The organism is Sulfitobacter sp. M13 (genome assembly GCF_053474885.1).
Genome location: NZ_CM130281.1, coordinates 1810446 through 1834863, shown reverse-complemented (window position 1 = coordinate 1834863; position 24418 = coordinate 1810446). Strand labels below are relative to the sequence as shown.

General features: G+C 61.6%; 28 protein-coding genes, 1 pseudogene and 1 riboswitch. Of the genes and pseudogenes, 25 read left to right on the top strand and 4 right to left on the bottom strand.

What is annotated here, in order from left to right:
* Positions 1-322: 322 nt before the first annotated feature.
* From ACVBAU_RS08805 to bioB, 12 genes and pseudogenes are all read left to right on the top strand, one after another.
* Positions 323-868 carry a YaeQ family protein gene (locus tag ACVBAU_RS08805; protein ID WP_448328947.1) on the top strand — a complete coding sequence of 182 codons (546 nt, stop codon included), beginning with the start codon at positions 323-325 and terminating at the stop codon, positions 866-868.
* Between the two features lie 240 nt (positions 869-1108).
* The gene (locus tag ACVBAU_RS08800; protein ID WP_448325757.1) at positions 1109-1459 is read left to right on the top strand and encodes a glycine betaine ABC transporter substrate-binding protein; all 351 of its coding nucleotides are present in this window, start codon (positions 1109-1111) and stop codon (positions 1457-1459) included.
* Positions 1426-1911, top strand: a pseudogene (locus ACVBAU_RS08795) (glycine betaine ABC transporter substrate-binding protein); the annotation flags it as partial. The gene ACVBAU_RS08800 and the pseudogene ACVBAU_RS08795, both read left to right, overlap by 34 nt.
* Positions 1832-2023: a glycine betaine ABC transporter substrate-binding protein gene (locus ACVBAU_RS08790; protein WP_448325755.1), complete on the top strand. Its 192-nt coding sequence runs from the start codon at positions 1832-1834 to the stop codon at positions 2021-2023. The pseudogene ACVBAU_RS08795 and the gene ACVBAU_RS08790, both read left to right, overlap by 80 nt.
* A 98-nt stretch (positions 2024-2121) precedes the next feature.
* The gene (locus ACVBAU_RS08785) at positions 2122-3207 is read left to right on the top strand and encodes an ABC transporter permease (RefSeq protein WP_448325753.1); all 1086 of its coding nucleotides are present in this window, start codon (positions 2122-2124) and stop codon (positions 3205-3207) included.
* Entirely contained in the window at positions 3204-4139 is a 936-nt protein-coding gene (locus ACVBAU_RS08780; RefSeq protein ID WP_138923495.1) for an ABC transporter ATP-binding protein, read from the top strand. The genes ACVBAU_RS08785 and ACVBAU_RS08780 overlap by 4 nt, the downstream gene beginning before the upstream one ends.
* Complete coding sequence (locus ACVBAU_RS08775) at positions 4136-4870, top strand: ABC transporter permease (protein WP_138923496.1); 735 nt, start codon at positions 4136-4138, stop codon at positions 4868-4870. The genes ACVBAU_RS08780 and ACVBAU_RS08775 overlap by 4 nt, the downstream gene beginning before the upstream one ends.
* Before the next feature lie 88 nt (positions 4871-4958).
* Positions 4959-5609: a DUF1007 family protein gene (locus ACVBAU_RS08770; RefSeq protein WP_448325750.1), complete on the top strand. Its 651-nt coding sequence runs from the start codon at positions 4959-4961 to the stop codon at positions 5607-5609.
* Positions 5594-6502 carry a nickel/cobalt transporter gene (locus tag ACVBAU_RS08765; protein ID WP_448325748.1) on the top strand — a complete coding sequence of 303 codons (909 nt, stop codon included), beginning with the start codon at positions 5594-5596 and terminating at the stop codon, positions 6500-6502. The genes ACVBAU_RS08770 and ACVBAU_RS08765 overlap by 16 nt, the downstream gene beginning before the upstream one ends.
* A 45-nt stretch (positions 6503-6547) precedes the next feature.
* Positions 6548-7219 (top strand): GntR family transcriptional regulator, encoded by a 672-nt coding sequence (locus ACVBAU_RS08760; protein ID WP_448325746.1) that lies wholly within the window; start codon positions 6548-6550, stop codon positions 7217-7219.
* Positions 7220-7303: 84 nt separating this feature from the next.
* Positions 7304-7861 (top strand): biotin transporter BioY, encoded by a 558-nt coding sequence (locus ACVBAU_RS08755; RefSeq protein ID WP_448325744.1) that lies wholly within the window; start codon positions 7304-7306, stop codon positions 7859-7861.
* Entirely contained in the window at positions 7858-8841 is a 984-nt protein-coding gene (gene bioB / locus ACVBAU_RS08750) for a biotin synthase BioB (protein ID WP_138923501.1), read from the top strand. The genes ACVBAU_RS08755 and bioB overlap by 4 nt, the downstream gene beginning before the upstream one ends.
* Before the next feature lie 76 nt (positions 8842-8917).
* Here bioB and ACVBAU_RS08745 read toward each other — a convergent pair whose 3' ends face one another.
* Together ACVBAU_RS08745 and ACVBAU_RS08740 are read right to left on the bottom strand one after the other, a co-directional pair.
* Positions 8918-9295, bottom strand: coding sequence for a hypothetical protein (locus ACVBAU_RS08745; protein ID WP_448325742.1), 378 nt, complete (start codon positions 9293-9295; stop codon positions 8918-8920).
* Entirely contained in the window at positions 9267-9722 is a 456-nt protein-coding gene (locus ACVBAU_RS08740; RefSeq protein ID WP_448325740.1) for a thioesterase family protein, read from the bottom strand. The genes ACVBAU_RS08745 and ACVBAU_RS08740 overlap by 29 nt, the downstream gene beginning before the upstream one ends.
* Positions 9723-9916: 194 nt before the next feature.
* Between ACVBAU_RS08740 and ACVBAU_RS08735 the strand changes: the two genes are divergently transcribed.
* From ACVBAU_RS08735 to arsJ, 3 genes are read left to right on the top strand one after another with little or no spacing between them, the layout of a single operon-like run.
* Positions 9917-10759 (top strand): arsenate reductase/protein-tyrosine-phosphatase family protein, encoded by an 843-nt coding sequence (locus tag ACVBAU_RS08735; RefSeq protein ID WP_448325738.1) that lies wholly within the window; start codon positions 9917-9919, stop codon positions 10757-10759.
* Positions 10760-10766: 7 nt separating this feature from the next.
* Positions 10767-11765, top strand: coding sequence for an ArsJ-associated glyceraldehyde-3-phosphate dehydrogenase (locus ACVBAU_RS08730; protein ID WP_448325737.1), 999 nt, complete (start codon positions 10767-10769; stop codon positions 11763-11765).
* Positions 11762-13015 carry an organoarsenical effux MFS transporter ArsJ gene (gene arsJ / locus ACVBAU_RS08725; protein WP_138923505.1) on the top strand — a complete coding sequence of 418 codons (1254 nt, stop codon included), beginning with the start codon at positions 11762-11764 and terminating at the stop codon, positions 13013-13015. The genes ACVBAU_RS08730 and arsJ overlap by 4 nt, the downstream gene beginning before the upstream one ends.
* Positions 13016-13052: 37 nt before the next feature.
* On the opposite strand, the gene ACVBAU_RS08720 is transcribed toward arsJ, so the two are convergent.
* Positions 13053-14990 (bottom strand): TRAP transporter permease, encoded by a 1938-nt coding sequence (locus ACVBAU_RS08720; protein WP_335745259.1) that lies wholly within the window; start codon positions 14988-14990, stop codon positions 13053-13055.
* 89 nt (positions 14991-15079) lie between these two features.
* Positions 15080-16270, bottom strand: coding sequence for a TAXI family TRAP transporter solute-binding subunit (locus ACVBAU_RS08715; protein WP_448325734.1), 1191 nt, complete (start codon positions 16268-16270; stop codon positions 15080-15082).
* A 526-nt stretch (positions 16271-16796) separates the two neighbouring features.
* A riboswitch (TPP riboswitch) is annotated at positions 16797-16897 on the top strand.
* A 67-nt stretch (positions 16898-16964) separates the two neighbouring features.
* On the opposite strand from ACVBAU_RS08715, the gene thiD reads away from it, so the two are divergent.
* The 10 genes from thiD to ACVBAU_RS08665 are packed head-to-tail and all read left to right on the top strand — an operon-like array spanning position 16965 to position 24380.
* Positions 16965-17771, top strand: coding sequence for a bifunctional hydroxymethylpyrimidine kinase/phosphomethylpyrimidine kinase (gene thiD / locus ACVBAU_RS08710; protein ID WP_448325732.1), 807 nt, complete (start codon positions 16965-16967; stop codon positions 17769-17771).
* Positions 17768-18763, top strand: coding sequence for an FAD-dependent oxidoreductase (locus tag ACVBAU_RS08705; RefSeq protein ID WP_448325730.1), 996 nt, complete (start codon positions 17768-17770; stop codon positions 18761-18763). Before thiD ends, ACVBAU_RS08705 begins: the two co-directional genes overlap by 4 nt.
* Complete coding sequence (gene thiS, locus ACVBAU_RS08700; RefSeq protein WP_448325728.1) at positions 18747-18944, top strand: sulfur carrier protein ThiS; 198 nt, start codon at positions 18747-18749, stop codon at positions 18942-18944. The genes ACVBAU_RS08705 and thiS overlap by 17 nt, the downstream gene beginning before the upstream one ends.
* 1 nt (position 18945) lies before the next feature.
* Complete coding sequence (locus ACVBAU_RS08695) at positions 18946-19719, top strand: thiazole synthase (RefSeq protein WP_448325726.1); 774 nt, start codon at positions 18946-18948, stop codon at positions 19717-19719.
* On the top strand, positions 19716-20312 hold the full coding sequence (locus ACVBAU_RS08690) for a thiamine phosphate synthase (protein WP_448325724.1): 597 nt from the start codon (positions 19716-19718) through the stop codon (positions 20310-20312). The genes ACVBAU_RS08695 and ACVBAU_RS08690 overlap by 4 nt, the downstream gene beginning before the upstream one ends.
* Positions 20309-21313, top strand: a complete 1005-nt coding sequence (locus ACVBAU_RS08685; RefSeq protein WP_448325722.1) for a ThiF family adenylyltransferase — start codon at positions 20309-20311, stop codon at positions 21311-21313. Before ACVBAU_RS08690 ends, ACVBAU_RS08685 begins: the two co-directional genes overlap by 4 nt.
* Positions 21300-22238 (top strand): ABC transporter substrate-binding protein, encoded by a 939-nt coding sequence (locus ACVBAU_RS08680; RefSeq protein WP_335745266.1) that lies wholly within the window; start codon positions 21300-21302, stop codon positions 22236-22238. Before ACVBAU_RS08685 ends, ACVBAU_RS08680 begins: the two co-directional genes overlap by 14 nt.
* Positions 22235-22918: a thiaminase II gene (gene tenA / locus ACVBAU_RS08675; protein WP_448325719.1), complete on the top strand. Its 684-nt coding sequence runs from the start codon at positions 22235-22237 to the stop codon at positions 22916-22918. Before ACVBAU_RS08680 ends, tenA begins: the two co-directional genes overlap by 4 nt.
* Complete coding sequence (locus tag ACVBAU_RS08670; RefSeq protein ID WP_335745268.1) at positions 22915-23640, top strand: ABC transporter ATP-binding protein; 726 nt, start codon at positions 22915-22917, stop codon at positions 23638-23640. The genes tenA and ACVBAU_RS08670 overlap by 4 nt, the downstream gene beginning before the upstream one ends.
* The gene (locus ACVBAU_RS08665; RefSeq protein ID WP_138923517.1) at positions 23637-24380 is read left to right on the top strand and encodes an ABC transporter permease; all 744 of its coding nucleotides are present in this window, start codon (positions 23637-23639) and stop codon (positions 24378-24380) included. The genes ACVBAU_RS08670 and ACVBAU_RS08665 overlap by 4 nt, the downstream gene beginning before the upstream one ends.
* The last annotated feature ends 38 nt before the right edge of the window (positions 24381-24418 follow it).

Genomic DNA, 24418 nt, shown 5'->3' with positions numbered 1-24418 from the left:
AGTCGTTGTCCCTTGGGTAAATTATGCCTAGGCGGAGCGCGCGTATAGCAGCGTTGACTGGACGGTCAATATAAGTTTCATGCTACCATTTTACAGGTGCCGCCCCAGCTGATCACGAAATTGTCAGACGTCAATGCGCCACACGCGTTTGCCGATCTTACACGGAACACGCGTTTCGCGAAAGATAATTTCGCCCCACCTTCATGCTCGCACGATCTCTGACAGTCCGATCAGCGCTTGTTAGTCCGCGGGCCGGCAGGTACTGCCCCCCTAATCACCGGAGCGTATCATGCACTGCGGTCACCAAGGGTTCGGGAACGTCATGGCGCAAAATTCACTGATCTACAAAGTCGAGCTGTCGGTCTCGGATATGAATCGCCATTATTACGAGACGCACAAGCTTACCGTGGCCAAACACCCCTCTGAAACCGACGAACGTTTGATGGTGCGATTGTTGGCCTATGCGTTGAATGCCCACGAGCATCTGGAGATGACCAAAGGCCTGTCGACCGACAGCGAACCTGATATCTGGCAAAAAAGCCTCAGCGACGAGATCGACGTTTGGGTCGCTCTTGGTTTGCCCAGCGAAAAGATCATCCGCCAGTCCTGTAACAAGGCCGAGCGGGTGGTCCTATACCCTTATGGCGGCAAAACCGCAGAGGTCTGGTGGGACAAAACCCGCAACGGCACTGCGCGGTTTGACAATCTTGTGGTGGTCAACCTGGCAGAGGGCGACACAGCCGCGCTCGCTAAACTTGCCAGCCGCGCGATGAAGCTGCAGGTCCATATTCAGGATGGTGATGTCATGGTCAGCGTGGATGATAGCGTTGTCTACCTTACGCCGACGCTCTGGAAAGACGCCGCCTGACGCGCCACTGCTGCACCTGTCGCCCCGTCTCATAGCCCCGTCTCATAGCCCCGTCTCATAGCCCCGTCTCATAGCCTCGTCTCGGTACTCAAGTTTAAAGAAAGCCCACACCCCTATGGGGTGCTTTCGCATGCGCCACAGCTTTGCACATAAAAACACTTGGCATCCCCGGTTTGCCCGCTACCTTGATCCTCAACTTCCGCACGATCATCGAAAGCCACATCAAGGAGCCTGCATCCCATGACGAATTTCCTTCGCGTATCCGTATCTGCCGCGACCCTCACCGCCGCGCTTGCCACCTCGGCAGCTGCTGACATCACCGTATCTTCCAAGATCGACACCGAAGGCGGGCTGTTGGGCAATGTCATTGCGCTTGCCCTCGAAGACGCGGGCCTGCCAGTCGAGCGTCGTTTGCAGTTGGGCGGCACGCAAGTTGTCCGCGAGGCGCTGCTGTCCGGTCAGATCGACATCTACCCGAATACACCGGCAACGCGGCGTTCTTTTTCAATGAGGCCGAAAGCGACGTTTGGAAAGACGCCAAAGCCGGCCATGCCCGCGCCGCTGAACTGGACGCCGACCAAAACGACGTGACATGGCTGACCTCTGCCCCTGCAAATAACACATGGGCGATTGCCGTTACCGGTCCCGTGGCCGAAGAAAATGCCCTGAAAACCATGTCCGATTTTGGCGCGTGGGTGGCGCAGGGCGGCACGGTCAAACTGGCCGCCTCGACCGAATTTGTGTCGTCCCCCGCGGTGCTGCCGGCCATGCAAGACACCTATGGGTTCGAGCTGAATTCTGATCAGACGGTTATCCTGTCCGGCGGGGATACGGCTGCGACCATCCAAGCCGCAGCGCGCGGTACGTCGGGTGTGAATGCGGCGATGGTCTATGGCACCGATGGTGGCGTCGGCGCAACGGGCCTTGTGGTGATGGAAGACGACAAAGGCGTGCAACCCGTCTATGAACCCGCCCCCGATCATCCGCGCCGAGGTGCTGGCGGAATACCCGTCCATCCCCGAGGTGCTGAACCCGATCTTTGAAGGGCTGGACTTGGCGACGCTGCAAAAGCTGAACGGTCGTATCCAAGTCGGTGGCGAACCGGCAGAGGCCGTGGCGCGTGATTACCTCACCCAAGCCGGGGTGCTGGACTGATCCGCGGCACAGTAACCTTGCAGGCCCCTCGGGCGCGGTTTTCTGCGCCGGGGGTTCTGTTTGCTATCCTGGGGGGCGCAGCACTGCTGGCCCCCTTTATGACATTGGCCGCGAACCGCATTGTCGCGGGCGACGCGGTTCCGATCTGGTCGGTGGTGTCGCCGGGACAGACAGCGCTTGGTCTGGGGGCAGTCTTGCTTGGGCTTGCACTGGGTGTGCCTGCGGGGCTTGCTGGCTTTCGGATGTTGGGGTCTCTGATCGGGTTGGCCGGTCTGTTGTGGCTTGTCATTCAAGGCGCACCTGTGCTGCTGGATGGCGCTGGCGATTATGCTCGCGTCTCTCCGGCGGCGGGGTTCTGGTGTCTGCTGGTAATCTTTGCCCTGCTCATGGCCGATGCGATCACAGCGCTGAAACCGGGGCCCTACCAGCGCGCACTGTTGTTGGCTGCCGTATTGGCAGCCTTGGCAGCGGTGCTGGGATCAGGCGTGTTGTCGCCGCTGTCCGTCATGCAGGAATTCTCTGCCCGCCGCGACGCTTTCGCCAGCGAGGCAACCCGTCACCTTTGGCTGGCCTTCGGCTCGCTTGGGATGGCTGGCATTATCGGCTTTCCCCTCGGCGTGGTGGGTCACCGCAAGCCCGCCCTACGCGGCGCAATACTGCCGGTGCTCAGTTTTCTTCAAACCATCCCCTCGCTCGCCATGTTCGGACTGATGATACCGCTGCTCGGTTGGGTCGGTGCCACGGTGCCCGGTGCACGTAGCATTGGGATTGCCGGTATCGGATTTGCCCCTGCTTTCGTGGCGCTGGTCCTTTATTCGCTGCTGCCTGTGGTCGGCAACACCGTGGCCGGTCTGGCCGCAACGCCCGCACAGGCGCTGGACGCCGCACGCGGGATAGGGATGACGGCGGGGCAGCGGTTGTGGCGCGTTGAACTGCCCATCGGCCTGCCCGTGATCCTGACTGGTCTGCGCATCGTGCTGGTGCAAAACATCGGGCTAGCGGTGATTGCGGGGCTGATCGGCGGCGGCGGCTTTGGGACTTTCGTGTTCCAGGGGCTGAACCAGACCGCCACTGACCTGATCCTGCTCGGCGCGCTGCCCACAGTCGCGCTGGCCCTGACGGCGGCCATTGTAATGGATATTCTGGTCGACCTGACCCGACGCCTCCCCAAGGAGACCCCATGATAGAGATCGACAATATCACCAAAATCTACGACAGCGCCCGCGCCGTCGATGGCGTGTCGATGACGATTGATACCGGCACGATCACGGTCATCGTCGGCACCTCTGGCTCGGGCAAAACGACGCTGCTGCGGCTGATCAACCGGCTGGAAGAACCCACCTCGGGCGAGGTGCGGATCAACGGGCAATCAACGCTGGACGTCAAACCGCATATCCTGCGGCGGCGCATCGGCTATGCCATTCAAGGGCACGGGCTGTTCCCGCATCACACGGTCGCGCGCAACATCGGCGCAGTGCCGCAACTGCTAGGCTGGACCCGCGACAAGATCGACGCCCGCGTGGATGAACTGCTTGATCTCTTTTCCATGGCCCCACAGGATTTCCGCAACCGGTATCCATCAGAGCTGTCTGGCGGGCAGCAGCAACGCGTTGGCGTCGCACGCGCGCTGGCCTCGCGGCCCGACCTGATCCTGATGGACGAACCTTTCGGCGCGCTTGACCCGATCATCCGCACCCGTGCGCAAGAGGACCTGCGCCGCATCCAGCAAGCGCTCGGGTCGACGATCATCCTCGTGACCCATGATATGGAGGAAGCCATTCGTCTGGGCGACCGCGTGGCCGTGATGGATGGCGGCAAGCTGGTGCAATACGCGACCCCTGCGGATATTATCACCCATCCTGCGACCGATTTCGTCGCCGATATGGTCGGTGATGTGGAACGCCCCCTGCGGCTGCTTTCCCTCACCCCTCTGGCGGATGTGATAGAGGACGGCCCCGCCAGCGGCACGCCCCTGCCCCCCGATGCCAATCTGCGCGACGCACTGTCGGCCTGTCTGTGGACCGGACGCAGCGCGGTGCCGATCAGCGACAATGGCAAGGTGATCGGCCGCGTGACGCTGGACGCCATCCGCGCGCGGGCCGAGGTACACGCATGACAGCGGGCAATCTGCTGCGTCTTGGGTTGCTGGGTCTGCTGCTCGCACTGGTCCTGCGTCCCGACTGGTTCGCGCCGCTCTTTGCGCCGCTGGCCCCTGCGGGCGGCCCGGTGATCTATGCGCGCAGCTCTCTGCTGTCACTATCTCTCAGCCATTTGGGGCTGGTGGCCCTTGCTTCCGTTGCGGCGACGCTGGTGGCGGTGACGTTGGCGATCTTTGTCACCCGTCCCGTTGGCGCGTCTTTCCTTCCGCTGTCGCGCACGATCACCAACATCGGGCAGACCTTCCCCCCCGTCGCAGTACTGGCGCTGGCCGTGCCTGCCTTGGGCTTCGGGGCGGGGCCGACACTGGTGGCGCTATTTTTGTACGGGCTGCTGCCGATATTTGAAAACGCGATCACCGCCCTATCAACCCTGCCCCCCGCCACGATGGAGGCCGCACGCGGCATGGGTCTGAACCGCTGGCAACGCCTGTGGCGCGTGGAGCTTCCGCTCGCCCTGCCCGTGATCCTGACCGGCATCCGACTGTCTGTCGTCATCGCCCTTGGCACAGCGACGATCGGGTCAACCGTTGCCGCACGCACGTTGGGCGAGGTGATCATCGCTGGCCTGCTGACCAATAACACCGCATACGTACTGCAAGGCGGGCTGATCGTGGGGCTCTTTGCGGTGCTGATCTATGACGCCATGGCGCAACTTGAACGCTATCTTACCGCTCGCATGGGGGGCTGATCTGCGCCGCGAACCCACCCGAGTGGAAGCTTGCCGATACCACCCCCGCGCAATTGCGCCCCCTGCTCAAGACTTGTATCAATCGCCCATGATCCGACAGCTTGCACCCTTTCTCCTCATCCTTTGGGCCGCGCCCCTTACGGCGCACCCTCATGTCTTTATTGACACGCAGCTTGCCCTTGTCGCCGATGACCAAGGACAGCTGACCCATGTGCGCGTGACATGGCAATATGACGCGCTTTATTCCCTGTTGGTAACCGAGGATATGGGCCTTGATGCTGACGGTGACGGCATCCTGACCAAGGCGGAACTTGCCGCGCTGAACGGCTTTGACATGCAGTGGGTTGACGGGTTCAACGGCGATCTGGTGGTCAGCACCGAGGCGGTAAACATTCCGCTTTCCGGTCCAACCGAGATTGCGACGCAATTCGACGCCGGACAGATCACCACCTCGCATCTGCGTGCGCTTGAGACGCCTGTTTCAGCCGGCACAGCGATCACGATCAAACCCTATGATGCGACCTACTACACCGCCTACGACATCACGACTAAAATAGACATCGCGCAGGCCCCGAGCTGCCGCGCCCGTGTCGAAATGCCGAACGTCAGCGCCACAATGGAGGCGCTTCAACAGCAGCTTGCCCAGCTTGATGCCCAAAGCGATCCGGCGGACGCAGGCCTACCGGATATTGGCGCGCAGATGGCCCCCACGGTGAACGTCTTATGCGCCGCGCCCTGACGGTTATCGCGTCCGCCGTGGTGATCGGCCTCGCCGCGCTGTGGTGGACTGGCGGGTTCGACCAGCTGGCGCAGTGGGCCGCGACCCATCAACGGGAGTTTCAAAACAGCATCGCGCTATCGCTGCGGGCCGTGCGCGCAGGCCAGCCAGAGGCAGTGACCGCGCTGCTATCGGCTTGTTTTGCCTATGGCGTCGTGCATGCAGCTGGCCCTGGTCACGGCAAAGTCCTCATCGGCGGTTATGGCGCGGCCAAAGCCGTCCCGATGCGCCGCCTGTCGGTGATTGCGCTGCTGTCGTCGCTGGGTCAGGCCGTTACGGCGGTGGCGCTGGTCTATACCGGCGTCAGCCTGCTGCAATTGGGGCGCGAACGTATGATTTCGGTGACAGAGGCGATTATGGCGCCCGTCAGCTATGGCGCGATTGCCTGTGTTGGGCTGTGGCTGTTCTGGCGTGGGCTGCGCCATTTCCGCGCGACAATGCTCGCGTCGCAGGGTGACCATAACTACTCTCATGATCACGATGGCATCTGCGCCACCTGCGGCCACGCGCATGGGCCGACGGCAGAACAGGTGCAAAATGCGACCACGCTGCGCGAAACGCTTGTGCTGATCGCCTCTATCGCGATCCGCCCCTGCACCGGCGCGTTGTTTGTACTGATTATCACGCTTCAAATGGGGATTTCGGGTGTCGGCATTGCGGGCGCATTCGCGATGGCATTCGGCACAGCGACCATCACCATCGCCGTGGGCCTAGGGGCCGGCGCACTGCGCGGTGGCGTGTTGGCAGGGTGGGCAAGCACCCCGCGGGCGGCCCAGATTGCGGCTATGATTGAACTTGCAGCGGGGCTGTGCGTAGCGTTGCTGGCGGGCGGGCTACTGCTTCGGGCAATCTGATTTTAACTGCTCGACAAGCGGGGCGGTCAAAACTATCTATAATTTATGAACCAGCCCAAACCAGAAACACACTCCGCCCGGATCGCACGTATTCTGGCGGACCGTATCGTCTCGGGTCAGCTGCCCCCAGGAGCGCGGCTGCGCCAAGACCACATCGCGCAGGAGTTCGGCGCAAGCCACGTGCCCGTACGTGAAGCCTTTCGTCTACTAGAAACCCAAACACTTGCAGAAAGCCTTCCAAGACGCGGATTTCGCGTCACTTTTTTCGATATGGCAGAACTGCGCGAGGTCGCCGAGATGCGCGCCAGCCTCGAAGCGCTTGCGCTACGGCACGCCGCCGCCCCCAATCTGACGCCAGATATCTTCGCGAAGGCCCACAAGGCCAACTTACAGGGCGACACAGCCCAAGATGTACATGAATGGGAGGCGGCAAATCGCTGTTTTCACAGAACAATTCTTGAACCTTGTCAAATGCCGCGCCTGATGCGGTCGATCGACGATCTGCAAGCAGCAAGCGCACGGTTCATCTTACGTGCATGGCGCACAAACTGGGAAGCCCGCACCGATCACGACCACCGAAAAATCCTAGAAGCCCTGCGCAAAGGTCAGGTCGATCTGGCCTGCTCTACGCTTTCTCGGCACGTCGGTTGGATCGGCAAGCGTTCCCGCACTCTAAAAAATCAAGCTGGAACAGACAGTTCTGAATTTTTCAGATAATTATCTATAATCTGAATTGCCTCGCGACGCTGCATTCTTCCTACTGGGATTGAAATGTAAAAAGCTATCGTCGGAGGAAACCAGATGGCACTTGCGATCACATCCCTACCCCGTAACCCGTCCCGCGCGCAGGGGCTTGGCCTTGCACTTGCAGGGGCTGCGCTCATCACGCTGGGGGCCAAGGTTCAGATCCCGTTCTGGCCTGTACCCATGACGTTGCACACCCTGTCCGTATTCCTTGTCGCCCTCACCCTGGGCCCACGTCTGGGGCTGGCTGCCATGGCGGCTTACCTCGGGGCTGGCGCGGCGGGGCTGCCCGTATTTTCCGGCACGCCCGAACGGGGCATCGGCCTAAGCTATATGGTCGGGCCGACGGGAGGGTACCTGCTGGGCTATCTCGTGGCGGCAGGCCTAACCGGCTGGCTGGCGATGGGGCGCGGCTGGATCGGGCGCGTGCTGGCGATGCTGGCGGGTCTTGCGGTTGTCTATGCGGGTGGTCTGGCGTGGCTGTCGCTGTTCGTGCCTGCCCCCAAGCTGCTGACCGCAGGTCTAACACCCTTTTTGTTGGGTGACCTGATCAAGGTCCTGCTGGCAACGACACTGATGTCGGGACTGTCCCGTCTGAAAGGGCGCGATCAATGATCCGCACAGACTGGACCGTGACCGAAGCGGCATCGATCCACGCGCTGCCCTTCCCCGAGCTCATGCACCGTGCGCAAACCTTGCACCGTGCACATTTTGACCCCACCGCGATCGAAACCGCCAGCCTGCTCAGCATCAAGACCGGCGGCTGCCCCGAGGATTGCGGCTATTGCTCGCAGTCGGCGCAGTATGACACCGGCGTCAAAGCGACAAAGTTGATGGGCGCACAGGAGGTCATCGCAGCCGCCAAACGCGCAAAAGACGCTGGCGCGCAGCGGTTCTGCATGGGGGCTGCATGGCGCAGCCCCAAGGACCGCGACATGGACAAGCTGACCGATATGGTGCGCGGCGTGGCTGATCTGGGGCTGGAGACCTGCATGACGTTGGGGATGCTGTCCCCCGATCAGGTGATCAAGCTCAAGGATGCGGGGCTGGATTTCTACAACCACAACATCGACACCTCGCCCGAGTACTACGCCGAGATCGCCTCGACCCGCACGATGGAAGACCGGCTTGAAACCGTCGAACATGTGCGCAAAGGCGGGATCAAGGTCTGCTGTGGTGGTATCCTTGGCATGGGCGAGGCAGAGGCGGACCGGATCAGCATGCTCGTCACCCTCGCGACGCTGCCCAGCCACCCAGACAGTGTGCCGGTGAACCTGTGGAACGCGGTCAAAGGCGTGCCGGTACAGGATAAATCCGAAAAGGTCGATCCTTTTGCGCTGGTCCGGCTGGTGGCTTTGGCGCGCATTCTTATGCCTGCATCTGTGGTGCGTCTGTCCGCCGGCCGCACCGGGATGAGCGACGAGCTGCAATCGCTGTGCTTTCTGGCGGGGGCGAATTCGATTTTTGTCGGCAACCAGTTGCTGACCACTGAAAATCCGGCCACGTGGAAGGATAACGATCTGCTTCGGCGCCTCGGCATGCATGTGGCCGCTGCGAAACCCGCATTCAGATCGGTGGAAGTGGCCGCACAATAAATCCGAGCCCTACGTATAAAAAAAGCCCGGCCTGATATTCAGGTCGGGCTTTGTCATGTCGCGCCTCGGCTCGCGCTTAGGCGAAGATAATCACCGACTGCATGCCATCCGCGACCATATCGCCATCCGTATTCCAGACGCGCATCACCTGAGAGCTGTAACCGCCGTTGCCCGCCGTCAATTGCGTCTCCATCATGTACCAGCCGTCGCGCGTATTGGCGTGATCGGACAACAGATTGATGATCCAGTTCATCGACGAATTTGGCCCCGGCCGTGTCATCATCGGGAAGGCAGCGGGCGGCAGCACGTCGCCGATGGCGATCAGCCCCTCGAGCGTGCCCCACATCGCCGGATCGCGGTGCCGTGCCCAGATCCGGACATAACCGCGATCGGACCCTGAAAACGGCAGGCTGCCCTCGATCAGTTTAACCTCGAAATTGACAAAGAACCGCACCGGCGGGCGCTTTAACGCAGGCGGAAAATAGGACGGTGTGTCGTCTGGCCTTGGGGGGGGCTGCTGGGGCGGTATGGCCCACGTTCAACTGGCTTTCCTGCGCATGCCCGAAAGAAAACGTGCCCGTCGCGGCGACCTTGCCGTCGATCTCGGCGCGGGTGGCGATGGTGGTGATGTTACGCCCTTCGCGCAGCACCTCTGAGTGGATCGTGGGGGCCTGTGACACGGGCGCGGTAAAGTTGATCAGGGCAGACCGCAGCGCGGGCAATTCAGGACGGTCCCGACGGGCAGCATTGACCAGCAACGCACCGGTAAACCCGCCAAAGGCTGTGCGCCCCTGGGCCCAGTTCTCTGGCACCTGATAGCGCGGTGCGGCGCCGTCTTGCTCTGCTGTGGCGAGTACCTCGGCCAGGGTCACATCTGTCATGTCGGGTCCTTTATCAGTCTGTCGCAACGCGTCGGCGCGCCGCTTGCCAATCGATGACCGCAATATACCAGCCGCGCAAGACACCCCGCCCCACAAACGCCACGTCACCTCGGACAAAGCCGCACGGCGAGAATCTGATGCTGGACAGCAAACAGGTGTTGACGGATGCTTTGTGTTTTACATATTCACGAATTATGGAATCATTACTTACAGATCGACTCGCCACCCTGAGCCATCCGCAGCGTTTGGCTGTATTCCGCCTTCTGATGCGGCGCTATCCCGATGCCTTGCCTGCGGGCGAGATCGGGCAAGTACTAACGCTCAAACCCAGCACCGCGTCGGTGTATCTTTCGGCGCTGACGCAGGTCGGTCTGATCACGCAGCGGCGCGACGGGACGCGGCTTTTGTATACCATCAACCTTGATGCCGCGGGCGAGGTCGTCTCGGGTCTGTTCGTGGATTGCTGTCGGGGGCGCGCCGATCTGTGCCCGCCCCCGTTCTCTGACCTCATCAACAAGGCGCAGAGGATGACCCAGCCAAAATTCAACGTGCTTTTCGTATGTACCGGCAATTCCGCCCGCTCCATCTTTGCCGAAACGATCCTGCGCGACATGGCGGGCGACCGGTTCACCGCCTATTCTGCCGGCACCCTGCCCCGGTCCGAACTGAACCCCCTTGCGTTTGATATGCTGAAAACCAAGGGGCATGACGTCGACACGCTGCGTTCAAAACATACCTCCGAGTTCCAAACGGCGGACGCGCCGCAGATGGATTTTGTCTTTACCGTCTGTGACCACGCCGCGAACGAGGAATGCCCTACATGGCCCGGCCAGCCTGTGTCAGGCCATTGGGGTTTGCCCGATCCGGTCAAAGCCGAAGGGACAGAGGCCGAACGACGACTGGCTTTTCAACAGACATATGGCGCGCTGCACAACCGGCTTTCGGCCTTTACCGCGCTGCCTTTCGATGCGCTGGACCGCGCTGCCTTGCAAAAACGGGTTGATGCCATCGGGGCGGCCCAAGTGACCACAGGATGAAATCACCATGACCACCTATGCTTTGAACGGCCTTGGACGCATCGGAAAACTGGCGCTGCGCCCCTTGCTGGAACAGGGCGTAAAGATCGCCTTTATCAACGACTCCGTCGGCGATCCGGAAATGCACGCGCATCTGCTGCAGTTCGATTCCGTCCACGGCCGCTGGCCTGCGGCATTCAGCGTGGACGACAGCGCGATCACCATCGATGGCACGCGTATTCCTGTGACCAGCACCAAGTCGATCAAGGACCTGCCGCTGGACGGCGTGGACGTGGTGATCGATTGCACCGGCGCGTTCAAGACCGAGGCCAAGCTCGCCCCCTATTTCGAGGCGGGTGTGAAAAAGGTCGTCGTCTCAGCGCCGGTTAAAGACGGGCCGACGGCGAATATCGTCTATGGCGTGAACGACGATACCTATGACCCCGCAGCCCACACGATCGTCACCGCCGCCAGCTGCACGACCAACTGCCTTGCGCCCGTGGTCAAAGTGCTGCTGGAAGGCATCGGGATCAAGCATGGGTCAATCACCACGATCCATGATGTGACCAACACACAAACCATCGTGGACCGCCCCGCCAAGGACATGCGCCGGGCGCGATCAGCGCTGACCAACCTAATCCCCACCACCACGGGATCAGCCACGGCGATCACGCTGATCTACCCTGAATTGACCGGCAAGCTGAACGGTCACGCCGTGCGGGTGCCGCTGCTGAATGCGTCGATCACCGACTGCGTGTTCGAGCTGGAGCGTGAGACGAGTGTGGAAGAGGTCAACGCCCTGTTCAAAACCGCCGCCGAAGGGCCGCTAAAGGGCATTCTGGGCTATGAGGAACGCCCGCTCGTGTCGTCGGATTACACCAATGACACCCGCAGCGGGATTGTTGATGCGCCGTCTACGATGGTGGTGAATGGCACGCAGGTCAAAGTCTATGCGTGGTATGACAACGAAATGGGCTATGCGCACCGTCTGGTGGATGTGGCGCTGATGGTGGGCGGCAAGCTGTGACACGCCCTGCCGGATTTACCGCTTATATTGCCGTCACAGCCGCCTATTGGGCGTTCATGCTGACCGACGGGGCGCTGCGGATGCTGGTGCTGCTGCATTTTCACACGCTGGGGTTCTCTCCGGTGCAGCTGGCCTATCTGTTCGTGTTGTACGAGATCGCAGGTGTCGTGACCAACCTGTCGGCGGGCTGGATCGCGGCGCGCTTTGGACTGACCTCGACACTTTATGCGGGGCTGTCGTTGCAGGTTATCGCCCTGCTGGCGCTGACGCAGCTTGATCCGGCATGGAGCGTGACTGCCTCCGTCGTGTTTGTGATGCTGGTGCAGGGGCTGTCTGGCGTGGCCAAGGATCTGGCCAAGATGAGCTCTAAATCCGCGGTCAAGCTGTTGGCCCCTACAACGGGGGGCGGGTTGTTTCGCTGGGTCGCCCTGCTGACCGGATCGAAGAACGCGGTCAAGGGCGCGGGCTTCCTGCTGGGGGCGGGGATGCTGGCCTTGCTCGGGTTTGTCCCGTCGGCGTTGTTGATGGCCGCGATCCTGTTCGTGATCCTGATCGGCGTGATCATCGGTATGCCCGCGGGCCTGCCCGTGGGGCGCAAGGACGCCAAGTTCACCGAAGTGCTGTCGAAGAACCGCAATATCAACTGGCTCAGCGCCGCGCGGCTGTTTCTGTTCGGGGCGCGCGACGTGTGGTTTGTCGTGGGCATCCCGATCTATTTCTACGCGGTGCTGTCTGATGGCAGCGTCGAAAGCAAGCGCGACGCCTTCTTTATGATCGGCAGCTTTATGGCGGTGTGGACGATCTTATATGGTGCCGTGCAAGGCTGGGCCCCGCGTATCTTGAGAGCCGACCGCCGGACCGAGCTTGAGACACTAACCCAAGCCCGTCACTGGAACCTCGCGCTTGTGGTCGTGCCGGCCTTGTTGGCAGCGCTGGTCTGGATCACGCCTGCACCCTCCGCCGCGCTGACGCTGACGATTGTTGGCGGCTTGCTGGTGTTCGGGGCGATCTTTGCGGTGAATTCAGCCCTGCACTCCTATCTGATCCTCAGCTTCACAGAGGCCAAGCGGGTCACGATGGATGTGGGGTTCTACTATATGGCCAATGCGGCCGGACGTTTGGCGGGCACGCTGCTATCGGGGTTCACCTACCAGATTGGCGGGCTGGCGCTTTGTCTGGCAACAGCGGCTGTTATGTTGGCGCTTAGCGCCTTTGGGACGGCACAGCTGCGCCCGACCCAAACCTCATAAGGGACGGCGCGCGAGGTCACCCCCCGCGCGCCCTGTTTCAAGGCACTGCAACCACGCCGTTGCGGTTGTCACGCCAGATCACCGCGACGATCAGGGCCGACGCGACGCCGCCAATCAGCGTCGTCAACAGGCCGGGAAAGCTGAACGCAAACCCCGCGATCCCCAGCGGCAGACGCAGCCAAGGCCGCACCATGCCGACGCCCAGCAGATAGCCTTCTAGCCCGCCGGACAGCAGCGTGATGCCAATGATGATCGACGGCAGCACATAGATCAGCGGCGTCAGGTCCCCCTGCAACACCAGCGCAGGCTGGAACAGGAAGAACAGCGGCACAAAGTAGATCACAACCCCAAGCCGCATCGCGGTAAAGGACGTCAGCATCGGCTTGGCCCCCGCAATGGTCGCCGCAAGAAACGCCGCAGCGCCAACGGGAGGCGTGATCACCGACAGCATCGCGTAGTAGACGATAAAGAAGTGCACCGCGACGGTGTTCAGCCCGCCGATTTCGATGATCGCAGGCGCAAGCGTGACCGCAAGGAAGATGTAGGCCACAATCGCCAGCCCCGCCATCCCCATGATAAAGCAGGCCAAAACCCCAAGCGCGATCACAAGATAGACGTTATCCCCGCCTAAGGCGACCAGACCCGATGTCATCGACCCCGTGACGCCCGTGATCGTCAACGCGCTGACAACAAAGGCAATCGGCAGAATGATCGCCGCCGTTTGCGTGACCAGCGTGCCGACTTGGCGCAGGGTTTCAAAAATACGCGCCGGTGTCATCATGGTTTCACGCTGCAGGAAGCTTAGCGCGATCATCAGGGCACTGGCGTACCACGGGGCATAGTATTCCCACCGCATATACAGCAGACCCCAGACCAGAAAGATCATGACCAGCAGGAACGGCCAGCCACGCTTCATTACCTCGCGGGCAGAAGGCAGGTGTTCGGGTTTCATTCCCACAAGCCCTTTGCGCGCGGCATAGGCGTCAACCTGCAGGATCAGACCGAAATAGAACAGCGCCGACGGCAGGATCGCAGCAATCATCACGGTCGCGTAATCCACCCCGATGGTGATCGCCATGACAAAGGCAATCGCCCCCATCACCGGCGGCATCACCACACCGCCAGTCGAGGCACATGCCTCGATTGCGCCGGCGTAATGGGCCGGGTAGCCGACCTTTTTCATAGTTGGAATAGTGATCGACCCGGTGCCCGCGATGTTGGAGAAAATCGACCCCGACAGCGACCCGAAAAAGGCGCTGGCCACGATAGACACTTTCGCAGGGCCACCGCGGTATTTGCCAAAGCCCGCATTGGCGAGATCAATAAAGAACTGCCCCGCTCCCGTCGCAATCAACACGCCCGCAAAGACCAGAAAGCCCAGCACGATCTCGGCCACGATCTTGGTCGTGATGCCCATCAGGCCTTCGGTGCGAAAGACATGCGCTTCGATCATGCGTTCGAACGTATAGGGGATGCCCATAAGGAGCCCCGGGAAATAATCTGCGACCAGTGGGTAGAGTCCAAGGATAAGGACCACCAACAAGAACGGCACGCCTCCCGACCGCCGCGCGATCTCGAGCATCAGCAGCCACAACACCACACCGGCGTAAAAGTTGGTCCAGCCCGCCTGAACGATCTCCCATGCGTACATGGAGAACCACATGCAGATGCCAAAGCCCACGGCGGCCGCCACGATGTCATAGATAGGCACGCTTGTGTGCGATTGCTTTGCCGGCAGCGCAATATAGGCCGCGGCAAGGAAAGTGCCGATAAAGACCCAGTAATACTGCCCCTCAATCAGGCGCCGCCCGCCAATGGGCACGCCAAACACATAGGCCAGCCCCAACCCGAGGCCAAAGGTACACAGCACCACAAAAGCAATGCTGGTGAATGAAAATAATCCCCCTAGGCGCGTCGTCTCTGACGCGGGATCGACAGCCGCTTCAGCCGCTGGTTGTTGATGAGTCGCTGACATGGAAAATCCTGCAATTAAAGCCGCTTATGCGATATCTTTAAGAGGACGGAGCAGCGGTACCACTCCGTCCTTTTGTCGGTCCGGTGGCGTTACAGACGCGAGCGGAAAGGCTCGAGGCCGTCGGTGTGCTTGGCCAGAATGTCGAGGTATTCCTGGTTCTCAAAGTTCATCTCGACGCCCTGTTCCATCGCTTCTTTCATGCCGGCGTTACGCGCGGCGATCCAGGCGTCCATCTTTTCGATGGCTGCGGTGTTCCAGGTATCGTCTTCTTCGGTCCACTGGCCGATTTCGCGCAGGTATTTCACCGTGCCCTCATGCACCGGGATCGGGTTGGCATCCAGGAAGTTGCGGAAATGCTCGATCGACATACGGGTCGCCAACGCATGCGATCCTTTGTAGTTGTCGTGGGATTCATCGATCCATTTCGCCATGTTGTAAACGAAGTCCTCGTCTGCCGTGACCGGCACGGCGTAGACAAAGTTCGATGTCATGGAATCAACGCCTTTGGCGGTGCTTACGCCCATGGACATCTTCGACGGGATGGTCATGGGGCGGTGGCTCAGATAGCCGTCCCAGCCCTCTTTGTTGGCAGGATCCATCGGCAGCCAGCGAATGCTGCCCGGCGCGCCTTCCATCTCGGACAGGACCGAGGAGATCGGCGAACAATAGGCAACGTCAGATTTACCTTCGACGACCGAGCGGCAGTTTTCACTGTAGCTTGAGGCAGGAACGAACTCGATCTTTTCTTGCGCTTCCTCTGGTGTCATGCCGATAAACGCGGGCAAAGCTTTGGTGATCGCGGCCACAATCGCGGGCGAGAAAACGCCGGATGTGACGCGCACGCCGCCTTTACCAATGTCTTCAAGGGTTTGCAGATCGGAATCCCCGGCCACAACAAAGCCCCACGGCGTATCGTTATGGTGCCACATGATGCGTTGCGGCATTGGTTTGGCCGAGGCATAGCCGCCGACCCCTTCCGCCTGCAACGCCATTTCCGACGCCGAGACAGAGGCAATTGCGACATCCTCGCGGTCGGTCAGACGCTTGTAGCGCATGGGTTCGCTGTCTTCGGGTACAATCCGAACGGTCGTGCCGGTTTCTTTTTGCAGCGTGGGCCCCCAGCCGTTGGTCGAGGCAAAGCTGCCCGTCGACGTACCCGGCGTGGCGATCACCAGCAGGCGCGGCCATTCATAGTCTTGCGCCATAGCAGCACCGGAAAGCGCCATGGATACGGCGATAGACCCGACGGCGGCCTTGGCAAAACGTGTCATATTTTTCATGTGGTTTCTCTCCCTGTTTTTCATCTTTGGATTGTTCGGGATTGCCGCATCACGGCTGCCGCAGAATATGCAGATGTCACGCGGCACCTCCCAATGCTCAACGTAACGCGTTCGGTATGACCCGCTGAACGGGCAAAAAAACGCGTCCTCCCGAGTGCCGAACTCCCTCCTCCCGAGGTTGTCCGACTCAATCTATTTAACAGCCTAGGGGTTAGATATTTCGATGCCAATACCGCAGAACAGAACTTGATACCGCAGCGAGGCATGGGTTTTTGGCAAACCGCCTTAGCTTGCTGATGCCAAAGGGTTAACGGCGTCGAATATGGGCTTCGTTACGTTACGTTGCTTTGGGTTACGAGGTGTTATTTCGACTGACAAGCGTCAGGAGAGCTGTCGAAACAGGCCGGATTTTGCCCAAATAAACGCCACTATCGGTCGAATATTTTGCAGCTTGCACCGATCGGTGAACTTGGCTACGCCTAAGGCAACGACGCTGTTCGCCCCTCATTTGGGCAGCAGCATTAACATCTATCCGTCGGGGTGCCCTTTGGGGCTGAGAGGTGCAAGCACCGACCCGTCGAACCTGATCCGGGCAATACCGGCGTAGGGAACGGGTATCTTTGTGCAGCGGCCTGGTGTCGATATCGCAAAGCTCATTCTTGCGTCCGTTTGTCCGCCACTGAGAGGCGAACACGTGACCAAGAAGACCCCCATTTCCCTAACCATCGCCGGTTCGGACAGCGGCGGCGGCGCCGGCATTCAGGCGGATATCAAGGCGATGTCGGCCAATGGTGTTTATGCCGCCAGCGTGATCACCGCCGTCACCGCGCAAAACACCCGTACCGTCAGCGCCGTTCATGAAATCCCCGCCCAGATTGTGTCGGCCCAGATCGACGCCGTGCTGTCGGATCTGGATGTGCAGTCGATCAAACTGGGGATGCTTTTTTCGCCCCAGATCATTCAGGCGGTGGCACAGGCGCTAGTCGGTTTCAAAGGGGCCGTCGTGGTTGATCCGGTGATGATCGCTAAATCCGGTGATGCGCTGTTGCAGGACCAAGCCGTCGCAGCGCTGATTACTTATATCCTGCCAGGCGCCGATCTGCTGACCCCCAACCTGCCCGAAGCCGCCCGCCTGCTGAACCAGCCCGAAGCCACCACCGCTGACCAGATGGTAGCGCAGGCTCGATGTCTGCTTGATATGGGGCCTAAAGCAGTACTGATGAAAGGCGGACATGGCGCGGGCGACATCTGTAGCGACGCGCTTGTCACCGCGCAGGGTGTTGCATGGCTGTCTGCACCGCGCATCGACACGCGCAACACCCATGGGACGGGTTGCAGCTACGCCGCTGCCATCGCCGCACAGCTCGCGCATGGCGCCCCCTTGGCCATCGCGGTACAGGCGGCCCATAGCTATCTCCACGAGGCTATCCGCGCCGCCGACCGTCTTTCTATCGGTACCGGCCACGGCCCCGTGCACCATTTTCACGCGATCTGGCCATGACCCGCATCACCGTCATCGGCGCAGGCGTGGCAGGGCTGTGCATCGCGCGCGTCCTTCTGGATCGCGGGGCCCGCGTGCATCTGATCGACCGTGCCAACCAGCCCGGCCCGCAGGGGTGTTCGTGGTGGGCGGGTGGGATGCTCGCCCCCTATTGCGAAGGTGAAAGCGCCGAAGAACCCGTGGTGCGGCTCGGTCAACAAGCGGCGGACTGGTGGGCGCAGCATACGACGTCCCTCCAGCGCTGCGGCTCGCTTGTCGTCTCGCCAGCGCGGGACACAAGTGATCTGACGCGCTTTGCGCGACGCACGGATAGCCATAAAACTTTGACCACCACAGAGATCGAAGCGCTTGAGCCCGATCTGGGCGATCGCTTTGCCAAGGGCCTGTTTTTCGAGGACGAAGCTCATCTGTCCCCCCGCACTGCGCTGGCAGAGCTGTGGCGCGGACTGGTCGCCGACGGGGCCACCTTCGAACAATGCGAAGCCGACCCGGATGCGCGCGCGAAAGACGGGTTGGTGATCGACTGCCGAGGCTACCATGCACGCGCCGATATGCCCGCGTTGCGTGGGGTGAAGGGTGAGATGGCGCTGCTGTCCTGCCCCGACGTCTCCATCAACCGCCCTATTCGCGTGCTGCACCCGCGTGTGCCAATTTACCTCGTGCCGCGGGGGGACGGTGTTTACATGCTGGGGGCCACGATGGTCGAAGGCCGCGCAGGCTGTCACGCCAGCGTCCGGTCTGTGCTGGAACTGCTAAGCGCGGCCTACGCGCTGTCGCCCGCTTTTGGCGAGGCCGAGATCCTCGAGATCGGCGTCGACAGCCGCCCCGCCTTTCCCGACAACCTGCCGCGCATCGAACGGCAGGGCAATCTGATCCGCGCCAATGGCCTTTATCGCCACGGTTTTCTGCTGGCCCCCGCGCTGGCAACGATGGTGGCCGACCTGATCCTTGACGCCAAAACACCGGAGATATTCCATGAAACTACAGCTTAACGGTGCCCCGATCGACAGCGACGCGACCACTCTTGCCGCCTTGCTTGAGGCCGAAGGATTTGGCGGGGCCAAGGTCGCCACGGCCGTGAACGGCAGCTTTGTCCCAGCCACGCTGCGCGCGACGCATCCCCTTAACTCAGGCGACAACATCGAAGTGCTCGCCCCCATGCAGGGAGGTTGAGATGCGCAGTTTCTACGGCGAAACGCTTGCCAATGGTCTGATGCTGGGCACCGCGCAATACCCGTCGCCCAAAGTGCTGTCCGACGCCTTTGCCCGCAGCGGTGCGGCGGTGGCAACGGTATCCCTGCGCCGCGAAAGCGGGCGGGATCGCGCCGGTCAGGATTTCTGGGAGCTGATCCGCGCGCTTGATGTGCATGTATTGCCCAACACCGCCGGCTGCCACAGCGTCAAGGAAGCCGTCACCACCGCCCATATGGCACGCGAGGTCTTTGATACCCGATGGATCAAGCTTGAAGTCATCGGCGAAGAAGACACGTTGCAACCGGATGTTTTTGGTTTGGTCGAGGCCGCGCGCATTCTGACCGAGGACGGGTTTCAGGTCTTTCCCTACACCACCGAAGACCTTGTGGTCGCGGACAAACTTTTGCGGGCGGGTTGCGAAGTGTTGATGCCCTGGGGCGCGCCCATCGGGTCGGGCATGGGGCTGAACAACGTCTTTGGGCTGCGTGCCATGCGCGCGCATTTCCCCGACGTGCCGCTGGTGATCGACGCGGGCATCGGCCTGCCTTCGCACGCGGCACAGGCGATGGAACTGGGGTTTGATGCGGTGCTGCTGAACACCGCTGTCGCCAATGCAGGTGATCCCGCCGCCATGGCCGAAGCTTTTGCCACCGCGATCCGCGCCGGACAGCTTGCCGCCGACGCCGACCCGATGCCGCCCCGCGATATGGCCGCGCCCTCGACTCCGTTGATCGGAAAGGCGTTTCTGGAATGAGCCTCGACCGTTTCTATCCGATTTTCGACAGTGCGGCATGGCTGGACCGACTGGTGCCGCTGGGGATCAAGCTGGTGCAGCTTCGGATAAAGGACACAGCCGCCCCCATGCTACGCCGTGAAATCCGGCAGGCCAAAGCGATCTGCGCGGCACATGACTGCACCTTGGTTATCAACGATCACTGGCAGATCGCGCTAGAGGAAGGCTGCGATTTTATCCATCTGGGTCAGGAGGATCTGGATACCGCAGACCTGTCTGCCATCCGCGACGCTGGTGCGCGTCTTGGGGTCAGTACCCACGACAAGGCAGAGCTGGCCCGTGCCCTCGACCTGCGCCCCGAATATATCGCTCTTGGTCCCATCTATCCGACGATCCTGAAAAAAATGAAGTGGCACGAACAGGGGCTGGACCGTCTGCGTGACTGGCGCGATCTGGTCGGGCAGACCCCGCTGGTGGCAATCGGCGGCATGTCCGTCGCCCGCGCAGCCGGAGCCTTTGACGCCGGTGCCGATAGCGTCGCGGCGGTGACCGACATCACCCTGCACGCCAACCCCGAAGGTCGCATCGCCGATTGGCTGAGGGCCACACGATGACCCGTTACGACCGGCAGACGATCCTGCCAGAGGTGGGCACGACAGGCCAGCAGGCGCTGGCGGCTGCGCGTGTGGTCGTGGTTGGCGCGGGCGGGCTGGCCGCGCCGGTGCTGCCGCTGCTTGCGGGTGCCGGTGTGGGGCATATCACCTTGATCGATGGCGATCATGTGACGCTGTCAAACCTGCACCGACAGACACTGTTCACCGAGGCCGATATCGGCACCGCCAAAGTCACCGTCGCCGCCCGCGCCATGACCGCACGCAACAGCAGCTGTACGGTTGTGTGCCATGCTGTGCCCCTTGCACCGGACAATGTCGCGACGCTCACCCAAGATGCCACGTTGGTGTTGGATTGCGCCGACAGTTTTGCGACCAGTTATGTGCTCTCAGATCACTGCCTTCAGGCGGGTCTGCCCCTGATCAGCGCCTCGGCGTTGGGGTTCGGGGGCTATGTCGGCGGGTTCTGTGGCGGTGCGCCGTCGCTGCGGGCGGTGTTTCCCGACCTACCCGACCGCGCTGCCAGCTGCGACACGGCAGGGGTCATGGGGCCGGTCGTTGCCATGGTCGGCGCGGCGCAGGCGCAGATGACCCTAGCGTGTATTCTGGGATTGTCGCCGTCGCCGTTGGGACAATTGGTCAGCTTTGACCTCGCGTCCTACCGCTTTGGCGGCTTTCGCTTCGACACCGCGCCAGAACCCGATCACGGCTTTAGCTTTATCGCGCCGTCCCAAATCCGCACGAGCGATTGGGTCGTGGACCTGCGCGGCCAAGGCGAAGCCCCAACAGCCGCAACCCCGACTGCGCTGCGCATCACCCTGCCCGATTTTACCCGAGATACCCCCCGCCCCTCGCACCAGACCCGCGCGGTGATCGCTTGCCGGTCTGGTTTGCGCGCGTGGCAGGCTGCGACCCATCTGGCCACCTACTGGAACGGCCCCGTTTCCCTGCTCGCCATGGGCGAACCATCCCCTTTGAAAGGAAAAACCAATGAAAATATGTAATATTCTGGCTGCACTCGCACTGACCTCTGGCCCTGCTCTGGCCCAAGACGAGATGACGCTTCTGCTGGACTGGTTCGTGAACCCGGACCACGGGCCGATCATCGTCGCGCAGGAAAAAGGGTATTTCGCCGAACAAGACCTGAAGGTCGACGTCATCGCCCCCGCAGACCCGTCCGACCCGCCCAAGATGGTCGCTGCGGGCAAGGCGGACCTCGCGATTTCTTACCAGCCGCAGCTGCATCTACAGATCCACGAAGGCTTACCGCTACAACGGGTCGGCACGCTGGTCGCCACACCGCTGAACTGCCTGCTGGCGTTGACGGACGGACCCATTTCGTCTCCGGCCGATTTGGCGGGTAAAAAGGTCGGGTTCTCTGTTGGCGGTGTTGAAGAAGCGGTGCTCGGCGCGATCCTGACCCATCACGGGCTGTCGCTGGAAGATGTGGAGCTGGTCAACGTGAACTGGTCGCTGTCGCCGTCTCTGATGTCCGGTCAGGTCGACGCCGTCATCGGTGCGTTCCGCAATTTCGAGCTGAACCAGATGGATATCGAAGGCGTCGATGGCACCTGTTTCTACGTCGAGGAAGAAGGGCTGCCCCCTTACGACGAGCTGATCTACGTCGCCAACCGCGACACGATGGACAAAGACATGATCGCACGGTTTCTGGCAGCCACAGAGAAAGCGACGCAGTATATCGTGAACCACCCCGACGAAAGCTGGGAGATCTTCGCCGCCACCTCGGCCGACTTGCAGGACGAGCTGAACGCCCGCGCATGGAAAGATACGCTGCCGCGCTTTGCGCTGCGTCCCACCGCGATGGATGTCGGACGCTACGCCACATTCGAGACGTTCTTGCACGACGCGGGACTGATCCCCGAGGTATTGCCTGTGTCGACCATCGCCATTGATGTGACCGCCCCATGACCGCGCCGGACTATGGCGGCAGCTTCGCGCATTGGCGCGGAGCGGCAGCAGAGGACTGGCAGGGCTACACGCATCATCCTTTCGTTGAAGGGTTGCGCGACGGCACTCTGCCGCGCCGGTGCTTCGTGAGCTACTTGATCCAGGACTATGTTTTCCTTGTGCATTTCGCCCGCGCCTGGTCCATGGCCGTGGTCAAGTCCGAGACGCTGGAAGAGATGAAGACCTGCGCCACCACGGTCGATGCACTGGTCAATCATGAGATGGCACTGCACATTCGCACCTGTGCCGCGGCGGGTATCAACGAAGCCGCGCTGTTCAACGCAATCGAAGCCCCCGCGAACGTCGCCTATACCCGCTATGTATTAGATGCGGGGATGCAGGGCGATTTCCTTGACCTCATGGCAGCACTGCTGCCCTGCGTTATGGGCTATGCCGAGATCGGGCAGCGGTTGGCACGCACGCGCAGCGCCGACACCCCCTATGCCGAGTGGATCGATACCTATGCCGACCCCGAGTATCAGGGAATGTGCCAGACAGTCGGCGCGATGGTCGATCAAGCGGTTGCGCGGCGGATCGGCGATCTTGAACAGGCACCCCGTCGCGATACGCTGCAAAAACGCTTTGCGACCGCCACGCGGCTAGAGATCGGGTTCTGGCAGATGGGGCTGGACCTGCCATGACCCCGCCGCCCGCATTGCGCCTTGTCGGGCAGCACCAGATCGACAGCCGCCCGTTGTTCGAGGCCGACATTACTTTGCCCGCAGGCACATGGACCTGTTTGTTGGGGCCGTCGGGCGTGGGCAAATCCACTGTGCTACGGCTCATGCTCGGGCTGGAAACCGGCGGGGTATTTGCGGGCACGATCACCCCCTCGGACGGGCAGCCGCTGGACGGGCGGATCAGCTATATGGCGCAGTCCGATCTGCTGTTGCCGTGGCTGAGCGTGATCGACAACATCATGATCGGCGACCGGTTGCGCGGCGCCCCCCCCGACAGGGACCGCGCAATTGACATGCTTGCGCGCGTCGGGCTGGCGGACCACGCGCAAAAGAAGCCGTTGGCGCTGTCGGGCGGCATGCGACAACGCGCAGCACTTGCGCGGACCTTACTTGAAGACCGCCCCGTCGTCTTTCTGGACGAACCCTTTTCGGCGCTGGACGCCGGCACCCGCGCCGCTATGCAAGAGCTCGCTGCGGAATTGTTGAGCGGGCGCACAGTGTTGTTGGTGACCCATGATCCGGCAGAGGCCGCGCGGCTGGCCGATCACATCCTGATCCTGTCCGCCGAGGGCGCACAAAGCTGGCCAGTGCCCGCGCCCCCCACACCACGCGCCATCACCGCCCCCGAGACCTGGGCCTGCCAGAGCGCGCTGTTATCCCATCTACGCGGTGTTCCCGCATGAGGCGCAGTGACATACCGCTTGCGATCCTGCTGGGATTGGCGCTGTGGCAAGGCATCGTGCTGCTGACCGATGCACCGCATTACATTTTGCCCTCGCCATGGCGCGTGGCGCAAGCGGCGTATCATGCCCGCGTGAGCCTTTTGGAAAATGCCTGGGTGACCACGGTCGAGGTGCTGCTGGGTCTGCTCATCGGGACGGGCCTGGGGGCAGCGACCGCGATCCAGCTGTCGCTGTCCAAAACCTCCGAGCGTCTTTTGCTGCCGCTGTTGGTCTTCACCCAAGCCGTGCCTGTCTTTGCGCTCGCGCCGCTGCTGACGCTGTGGTTTGGTTACGGGATGGGGTCAAAGATCGTGATGGCGGTGCTGATCATCTATTTTCCGGTAACTTCGGCCTTTCACGACGGGCTGACCCGCGTGCCCACCGGCTACCGTGATCTGGCCCAATCGATGGGGGCACGCCGCTTGCGTTTTATGCGCCATGTGCAAATCCCGCAGGCGCTGCCGAGCCTTGCAACAGGGCTGCGGCTGGCAGCCGTCTACGCGCCCATCGGGGCCGTGATTGGCGAATGGGTCGGTGCGTCAAAGGGCCTTGGCTATCTGATGCTGCTCGCCAATGGCCGCGCCAAGATCGACCTGATGTTTGCCGCACTGATCGTGCTGGCGTGCCTGACCGTCCTGCTGCATCTGGCCGTCGGGCAGCTGGCCCTGCGCCTGACACGTTATGCCGAAGGGCGCATGTAAATAGGTCTGGCTCACGCCCGCCGACGAGGCGTGAGCCA